Raw genomic sequence first — 5,037 nt, 5'->3', positions numbered from 1 at the left:
GGGGTTGGGTGGGGTCGATCGCGCCGGTTCCATGCGTTGTAGGTAAGGGCCAGGATTTTGCGCTACCCAGCCCACGGAGGAGTTATAGCGAACTTCAAACCACAGGCCACGGCTGCGGCCGTTGGCGGGGCGGCTGGGAATCGTACCCAGGCGAGTGCCAGCGTTGACCCGTTGCCCGCGCTGGACAGAGATGGCTCCCAGGTTGGCATAGCGGGTTTGGCGGCCGCCCTGGTGATTGATCACCACCAGTTGCCCTGGATAGCCGGAGTTGGGGCCCACAAAAGCAACGGTTCCGGGCCCAACGGCCAAGACAACGGCGCTGGGTCGGGCTTCAAGGGTGATGTAACTGTTAAAGACGGCGGCTCCGGCGGGCCCCACTTGCCAACCAAAGTCCGTTAGGGGGCGGCTAATTTCCGACAGGGGGTAGCGCAGCAGGTCGTTGTCGGGGTCGCTGGCGCTGGGGGGCGCGCCGACTCCAGGGTCGATCGGGGACCAAAGCACGCCGGGCACAAAGACCGATCGCCCCGGTTGGGCCTGGCAACCATTGACCGTAAACAGAGAGTCGGCCCGAACGCGGTATTGCTGGGCGATCGACTGCCAATTGTCGCCCGGTTGGGTTTCCACCCGAATTCCGTTAATGGGAGCAATCAAAATTTCCGTGCCGGGTTTGGGCAGTTGGCCGCCCCGCAGGTTGGGATTCAGGGCCAGCAGGGTGCTGGGCAACAGGTTATAGCGACTGGCGAGGCTTTCGACGGTTTCTCCGGCGGCCAACCGATGGCGAACCAGTCGATCGAGCACCGCCGGGCCACAGGGGTTGCTGTTTGGCTCGGGGGTGGGTGGTTCGGCGGCTTGGGCATTGGTATGGGTAACGGGCATCAGGACGGGCCCCAAGGCGATCGCCCCCCAAAGCAACCAGCGCCAAGGGCCCGATCGCCCACCCGTTTCCTGGTTCCGGGTCTGGCCCAGCCCACCACCGACCAACGCAAATATCTCAGATACAATGAGTCCCATCTCGCCACCCAATGCCCAAAGCGGATACATCTTCCACGGTACGCATTTCACCATACGCATTCCAACAGGCTTCAGCAGCAATGACGGTGCAATCCGGCCCCGATGCTTCCGGCTTTCCCTTGGCGGATGAAGCTCGTGAAGAAGGTTTTGATCATTACCGCGATGATTACGATGCCGATTCCCGCGACGTGCCATTGTGGCCCACGCGCCGGATGCCCCGTTCCCCCGCCAGCCGATCGCCCCAAGACTTCACATCGGTGCTGCGGGAAATAGACCCCAGCGCCGGACAACCCGACCTTGCAACACAGCCCGACCTAATCGATTGCGTTGAGTTTTTGCGGAGTTTGCACCGCCCGATCGATCCAGCCGTGGCCGCCTTACCCCCCCTAGACACCGCGCCTTCGGAGCGCCAGGCGATCGAGTGGGAATACAAAATTGTGCGCGCCAATCGCCCCCTCTTTGCCAATCCTGTCACCTTTGCCCAACTTTGTCGCGAAGAAGCCCTGGCCGGTTGGATTTTGTTGGAAAAGTTTGATGATCGCCGGGTGCGATTTCGCCGGCCGCTGCACTTGCGCGACGAACTGGATCGATCGGCTCTGCCCTTTGATCCCTATCGCACCCAATACCAAGGGCCCGGCTTCCGCAATTGGGGTTGGGGAATTGCCGCCCTGCTCGCGGCGGTCACCATTCCGGCCTATGCAGGCTATGCCTGGGTTTCGGTGCAACTGTTGGGCCCTTGGCGCGATGATTTGCCCCGTCCGGCCCAGCGGGTGGCTCCGGCTACACCCCTGAATCCTCCCGCCGAGTCAGTGCTTGACATCCTCCCCGCCCCAAGGAACGAGGATTCCTAAGACTCACGACTTAGGTTTCTGTTTCATTGCACCTGCCTCCACTCTCAAGGAGTTTTCCGGTCTTACGGTTGCTCCACAGACTGACACCGCTAGCCCAGCGGCCCGTCAAATTCTAGCAGGCCCTAAAGGGCGGGGTTTTAGACCCCGTGTTAAGACAATAAATACACAAATGCAAATGCACGTCTGCCACCTGAAATTTACTTGAGAGTATTTTGACGAGACTTGAGTTCATAGTCGATGGGCCACCCGTATCTCAACAAACCCGTAGGCGGGAGCGTCTTAGAGCCTGGAAAACGACAGTACGACAAGAAGCAGAGAAATATTGGCCCCCAGGACAAAAAGCAGCGATCGGTCTAATCATGCTGCAAATAACCTATTTCTATGATTCTGTGGCTATGGATGTGGACAATATTGTCAAGCCAATTCAAGATGCCATAATTGGATTAGCCTACATTGATGATGATCAAGTCACTGATGTTCTTGTCAGAAAACGAAATCTGTCAGGCAACTTTAAAATTGAAAATATGACCTCAACCTTGGCAGAAGGCTTTCTTCGTGGAAATGAATTTTTGCATATTGTCGTCATTGATGCTCCCGATCAAGAGGTACTTATTTAATGGCAACTTCATCTGCAACTCTAGAAAGAGAGCGATTACTGCAACTAGCGGAAGAATATCGTAATCAGGGATATGAGGTTTATTTTCATCCGAGTCTTGAAGATCTGCCAAATTTTCTGAAGAATTATCGTCCTGATATGATTGCTCGGCGGGGGAATGAAGCTGTGATTATTGAAGTGAAGTCACGCCGTTCTCTGAGTTCCTCTTCTAGGCAATATCTCCAAAATTTAGCTCAATCCGTCGAACAGCATCCCGGTTGGCGCTTTGAGTTAGTGATGACTAATCCAGAGGATGCCGTCTACCCGCCAGAGGCTGAAGGCTCTCTTCAATCATCTGAAATCGAAACAAGATTGCAGATAGCAAGGCAACTTGCAACGCAACATCCAGAGTCCGCGCTCCTCTATTCCTGGTCTCTGGCGGAGGCAAGCTTAAGGCTTGTTGCAGAAAATGAAGGAGTGATTGTACAAAAACTTGATCCACACTATCTCGTCAAACAGTTGGTGACAGAGGGTGTAATTTCGCGCTCTGAGTATCAGGTACTTATGAATGCGCTTTCATTGCGCAATGTAGTTGCTCATGGCTTTAAGACCGTACAGATTACACAAGAGTCTATAGATCAGCTAATTGATATTGCCGAGCAACTGTTGAAAATTTCGCATATTAGTGCCGAATCAGACTAATTAACTCAAATGCAACAGACGATTTCAACTCAACAGTACTGCGTTAAAGGTTCTCTGTTGCCGCTGATTTTGCTCAACCAAGTTGATTGCGCCCTGCTACCCGATCGCGCCCTGGCCCGTTGGATGACCGGTTCGATCGCCAGCCTCGCGATCGCCTGGGGAGCCGGGACTGGCCCCGTGATCGCGGCGGAAACCATCACCCTTCGCTACGGCCCTTTGGGGGGAGCCTTGCCGGTCACCGATTTGGTGACTTGGGCCGATCGGGGAGAACTCTCGGATGATTTGGAAACCTATTTGATCTTGAGCCAGCAACGACCCGATCGGGTGCGCCAAATTTTGACCCAGCGGGTGACCATGCCCCCTGCGCTGCTCGATCGGGCCCTGGCCAGTTCCCAGGGAGTAATCCTGTTGGAGCAGTTGAGCCAAGTGTTGCAAGGGCCCAAGCACACCGACAACAATCAAAATCTCCGCCGGGCCCTGATGGCCGCAGCGGAGAATGACGGTCAAATTTCCCTGTTGGAGCTACTGCAAAAGTACCCGACCCAAAATGTGGATCTGCGGGTCGATCGACTGGTGAACTTAGCGGAAACTTGGCAACAATGGCGCGATCGGGGTGGTCAGTGGCTGGAGCAGCTCAATCAATGGGGAGACCGACTGCGATCGCGCCTGTTGTTTTGAAAAAGCATCACCCTGGCGACCATGCCCAGGTCTTGCAACCCTAGCGATACAGCAGTCGATTCAGAATGCTGCGACCATTGGGCGAAAACACTTCCACCCGAATCGTGTCCGGATCCGACGGTTGCCAGCTCACCCGATAGCGATGACCGCTATTGTTCCAGGTGTAGGTGCGGCGGCTGGCATTGCCACCCACGGAAGCCCCGCTCAAAAACAATGAATCCCCGCTATTTTCATTGCGGCCGTAGTAGGTGAGCGCGTTGCCTTGGTAAGCAATGCGCACGGTCCATTCCCCATCGGAAAATGTGCCGGTGGGCAAGCTTTGGGCCAAAACCACCGACGGGGCGATCGCGCTTTCAATCACTGGAACTGCCAAACCGAGTCCAATGGCCAAGGCGATCGCCGGCAGAGACATCATCGACTGCTTCATAAGTTGGAAAACATTGGGAAACGGATCCAAAACGGCTAAGGAGCTGAGAAAAACAATCGGCAGAGATGTTACACACCCCCGCCGAGAAGATCCAACTCGATTTTTATCTACCGCTTCTGAACCCCAGAATATCGGTGGAATCCTGAGATGGAAAGGAGTTGTGACCGATCGCTCGCAATTTTTAACAGACTGTAGAACTTTGCATTGGTTAGTTACCAAAACGCGAGTTCTCTGGGCCATGCCTCCGTTTCTCCAGGCCGCGCGACGCAAACATCAGGGTTTCAGAAAGAAGACGACAGACCCTAGGGCCTGTCGTTTGTTCCTGGAATCCAGCGGAAATGGTTAATTTTCGATGCCCAAATCGTCGTCACAAGGGGCTGAGGGATTAGAGGACAAACCCTAAGACAGTTGCCCGAAGTGGGTTTCAATCAGCTCGGGGATTCGATCGGGCGAGATCCGGGTGTGACGGGTTTTGTCCGGAAGGGTCACCACCGCTGGGCCGCGGCTACATTCCTTGAGACAGCCCGTGGTTTGTACCTTGACCCGATCGCTCAGTCCCCGATCGGCCAACGCCTGGTTAATCGCCCGGCAAACGCCATCGCTGCCCCGCTTCCGACAACTGGACTTTTGACAAATCAGGATTCTGCCGACGGGGCGGTTGGCAGGGCCCGTGGTGGCGCGATCGGTTGAGCGATCGCTTGCGTAATCGGTTGGGCGTGCCGATGACCGATCGGGCGAGGGGGACTGTGCAGGCGGCGTGAAGGGGGCCCGGT

The 5,037-nt window shown here is 55.6% G+C and carries 7 protein-coding genes; 4 read left to right on the top strand and 3 right to left on the bottom strand.

Going from position 1 to position 5,037, the window contains the following annotated elements:
* On the bottom strand, positions 1-1,011 hold a 1,011-nt coding region (locus AMR42_RS03735), incomplete at its 3' end, for a M23 family metallopeptidase (RefSeq protein WP_158234340.1).
* An 80-nt stretch (positions 1,012-1,091) separates the two neighbouring features.
* Here AMR42_RS03735 and AMR42_RS03730 point away from each other — a divergent pair.
* The 4 genes from AMR42_RS03730 (at position 1,092) to AMR42_RS03710 (ending at position 3,837) form a co-directional block, all read left to right on the top strand.
* Complete coding sequence (locus AMR42_RS03730; RefSeq protein WP_099532129.1) at positions 1,092-1,862, top strand: hypothetical protein; 771 nt, start codon at positions 1,092-1,094, stop codon at positions 1,860-1,862.
* Positions 1,863-2,074: 212 nt separating this feature from the next.
* Positions 2,075-2,479: a RusA family crossover junction endodeoxyribonuclease gene (locus tag AMR42_RS03720; protein WP_199309303.1), complete on the top strand. Its 405-nt coding sequence runs from the start codon at positions 2,075-2,077 to the stop codon at positions 2,477-2,479.
* Positions 2,479-3,159 carry a hypothetical protein gene (locus AMR42_RS03715; RefSeq protein WP_099532127.1) on the top strand — a complete coding sequence of 227 codons (681 nt, stop codon included), beginning with the start codon at positions 2,479-2,481 and terminating at the stop codon, positions 3,157-3,159. Before AMR42_RS03720 ends, AMR42_RS03715 begins: the two co-directional genes overlap by 1 nt.
* 9 nt (positions 3,160-3,168) lie before the next feature.
* On the top strand, positions 3,169-3,837 hold the full coding sequence (locus tag AMR42_RS03710) for an alpha/beta hydrolase (protein WP_099532126.1): 669 nt from the start codon (positions 3,169-3,171) through the stop codon (positions 3,835-3,837).
* 40 nt (positions 3,838-3,877) lie between these two features.
* Here AMR42_RS03710 and AMR42_RS03705 read toward each other — a convergent pair whose 3' ends face one another.
* A complete protein-coding gene (locus tag AMR42_RS03705; protein ID WP_199309304.1) occupies positions 3,878-4,252 on the bottom strand; it encodes a hypothetical protein in 375 nt (124 codons plus the stop codon).
* Between the two features lie 411 nt (positions 4,253-4,663).
* Positions 4,664-5,037 (bottom strand): ferredoxin (locus tag AMR42_RS03700; protein WP_143472918.1); only part of this gene is annotated, 374 nt, incomplete at its 5' end.

Origin of the sequence: Limnothrix sp. PR1529, assembly GCF_002742025.1 — a bacterium.
In the GTDB taxonomy this organism is placed as follows: domain Bacteria; phylum Cyanobacteriota; class Cyanobacteriia; order CACIAM-69d; family CACIAM-69d; genus CACIAM-69d.
Note: the sequence above shows the minus strand (reverse complement) of the source record. Positions and strands in the feature narration are given on the sequence as shown.

What these genes read in the sequence shown, in the direction of transcription:
- AMR42_RS03730 (WP_099532129.1), top strand. Translation starts at nt 1,092, where the DNA reads ATGACGGTGCAATCCGGCCCCGATGCTTCCGGCTTTCCCTTGGCGGAT.
- AMR42_RS03715 (WP_099532127.1), top strand. Translation starts at nt 2,479, where the DNA reads ATGGCAACTTCATCTGCAACTCTAGAAAGAGAGCGATTACTGCAACTA.
- AMR42_RS03710 (WP_099532126.1), top strand. Translation starts at nt 3,169, where the DNA reads ATGCAACAGACGATTTCAACTCAACAGTACTGCGTTAAAGGTTCTCTG.
- AMR42_RS03705 (WP_199309304.1), bottom strand. Translation starts at nt 4,252, where the DNA reads ATGATGTCTCTGCCGGCGATCGCCTTGGCCATTGGACTCGGTTTGGCA.